Genomic DNA, 2,396 nt, shown 5'->3' on the forward strand with positions numbered 1-2,396 from the left:
CTCCGCTCGCATATCAAGCACCGAAAGCATAAGGAAAAGATTGCCCCAGCCTCCCCCAAACGCCAACCTCCTTCCCCTCATCCGATCCTCTCACATGTCCTGATCGCCAAACTTTCTATCCACAAAAGCGCCCGTTTACACCAGATAGCCTCCCAAGAGAGCCGAAACGAGGAACTATCAAAAAATCACGTGCAAAAAAACGACAAGCTCCATAATCTACATCACGAAACCAATGAGAGAAGATGCGTTACATAAACAATGCGACGCACAAAGGCGGGCGAGATATTTTACGCCGAGCGGTCAGCCGTATTACAGTGCGACAAGGCTGAGGGTAGGGTATACAGGGCGAGAGATGTTGGTGAATACGTGGGGTGGGCTTGGAGCGGGTTTATATGATTATAGAAACCGCATCTATAGCACAGTCCACGGCCGCTTCCTGCAGCCGGATCCTATCGGCTTCGATGCCGGGGATGTGAATTGGTATAGATATGTGGGGAATAATGCGGTGAATTATACGGATCCGGAGGGGTTGTGGGGAATATTTGTTCATGCGGCCTATTACGCAGCTAAACAAGGATTAAATGCTTGCCACAACATCAAATGTAAAGAACCTTGTGAGGCATGTTGTGGAATAGCCTTCGGTGTCGGATGGGCTTTGCTAAAAGGTGCTTTGGTATCTGATTTAATGTCATGCCCATCATTCGGCTTTCCATGGGTTATAGCGGCATGTGGTGCTACAGCATCTGCAGTGTATTTAGCTGAATCGGTATCATTAGCTTCAGATTTTCAAAATTGTAAGATTAAATGCGCAAGCAAGAAATCTACAAAAGCACCGGATTGTTGTGAATAATTTTATCAGATATGTTAGTTTTTGAGGATTATATAACAATATTTATCGCCGTATGTCACATAATATCAGTTCTATTTTTTGACAAATATAGGTTAAAGCAATCTAAATATACTAAGGGTCAAAGAATTAGCTTTATATTAGTCTTACTTCTTATATATACAGCAGGACGCTGGTGTGGTATATTAAATTGGGATCCCTGATTCTCTTAGTAAAAGACCTATCCTAGCGCTAATTATCGAGACGCATGTATTTGTATTGAACAAATAATTGAATGAAATAAAGGAGCGTTGTAACTATCAATATTATGCAGAAAAGACAAGTTTGGTGGTCGATGTCGATTAAAGAAAGTAATATTGTTATCTGCTCTTGTCGTTAAAGAGCTACCATGAGGCTTACATTTATTCTTTTGATTAAGCAAAGGGATGGTGGTAGTGTATTAAAATAAACCTTTACAAAAGGATATAAGTATGCAGAATAGTAGGGGTGCAGAGCTTTTTATATATAGCCCTAAGTAAATCGAAGAATCTAAGTTTCGGCGCCTCGACTCTTTTCTCGCGATCTGATTCGATCAGCTTTGAGGCTGGGGATGTGAATTGGTATAGATATGTGGGGAATAATGCGGTGAATTATACGGATTCGGAGGGGCTGAAAGCTGAAGGAATATTGTTCATATTTATGCACAAGATTTATGACCCTTTTCAATTTTTATGTTTGTGTTTTGCAAAATGATAGCTGTCCTGAATGTTATAAATGTGATTTAATGATGGTGGCGGAACTATATATGGATAGATTTCGTATATTTGTTTGGATAGATGTTCCTTGTCCATGGGAGATTTATGCCTAAGGATCTATTATTTATTCTATTTTTAACATTTTTGCCGCTCTTACTTGGAATTATTTTTTATCTTATCATCAATAGTATGGGTTAGCTATGGTGGAAATGGAAAAGAGTAAAAATAAAGGAAATAAAAGGGGCATGGTAGAGAAATGATTTCCATAAAAATTAATTAACGCACTCTCGCTAATTTTATTTCACCTTCTTGGTGTTCATTTCTTCTCTTATAATCAACTACTATGACCCTATCTCAAATTAATATTTTTTAAATAACGATTAACAAATGGGGTGAAGTTATGTATGATTATGAATGGAAATAACTGATGAACAATAAAAGGGGACGTAGTAGAGAAGTAGTTGAATGAAATGAAGATGTGTTGAAACTAACGCCACATATATAAATCATGGGGTTGGTTCACGTGGTTATTTTCGGGAGGGATAAGCTCCGCTTGTCCCAAATATCGTAGAAAAATCAGAGCCGGCACGGAAGCCAGCCATCCCGTTGCCGGGATCACTTGATCACCCATCTATACGTCTATAATCATCCAAACCGCTGATAACATTTTCACCAAAAAAGATCTTTACACCTACGACGACATCGGGCAAGTTACCCAAGTGCAATGCGGAACGGTTAACAACGCGAACGCGAGCAAAACCCAAAGCTGGACATACGACCTGGTAGGCAACTGCATTACACACACCTGCTATCTG

General features: G+C 39.8%; 3 protein-coding genes. 2 read left to right on the forward strand and 1 reads right to left on the reverse strand.

Annotation, left to right across the window (positions count from 1 at the left end; all coding sequences use genetic code 11):
* Together NZM04_00290 and NZM04_00295 are read left to right on the forward strand one after the other, a co-directional pair.
* The coding region (locus NZM04_00290; GenBank protein ID MCS7062482.1) for a hypothetical protein at nt 1-255 on the forward strand (255 nt) is incomplete at its 5' end.
* Nucleotides 233-850, forward strand: a complete 618-nt coding sequence (locus NZM04_00295; protein ID MCS7062483.1) for an RHS repeat-associated core domain-containing protein — start codon at nt 233-235, stop codon at nt 848-850. The genes NZM04_00290 and NZM04_00295, both read left to right, overlap by 23 nt.
* A 1,354-nt stretch (nt 851-2,204) precedes the next feature.
* Here the strand turns inward: NZM04_00295 and NZM04_00300 are convergent.
* The coding region (locus tag NZM04_00300) for a hypothetical protein (GenBank protein ID MCS7062484.1) at nt 2,205-2,396 on the reverse strand (192 nt) is incomplete at its 5' end.

The sequence above is a fragment of the Candidatus Methylacidiphilales bacterium genome, from assembly GCA_025056655.1.
Classification (GTDB): domain Bacteria; phylum Verrucomicrobiota; class Verrucomicrobiia; order Methylacidiphilales; family JANWVL01; genus JANWVL01.

What these genes read in the sequence shown, in the direction of transcription:
- NZM04_00295 (MCS7062483.1), top strand. Translation starts at nt 233, where the DNA reads ATGAGAGAAGATGCGTTACATAAACAATGCGACGCACAAAGGCGGGCG.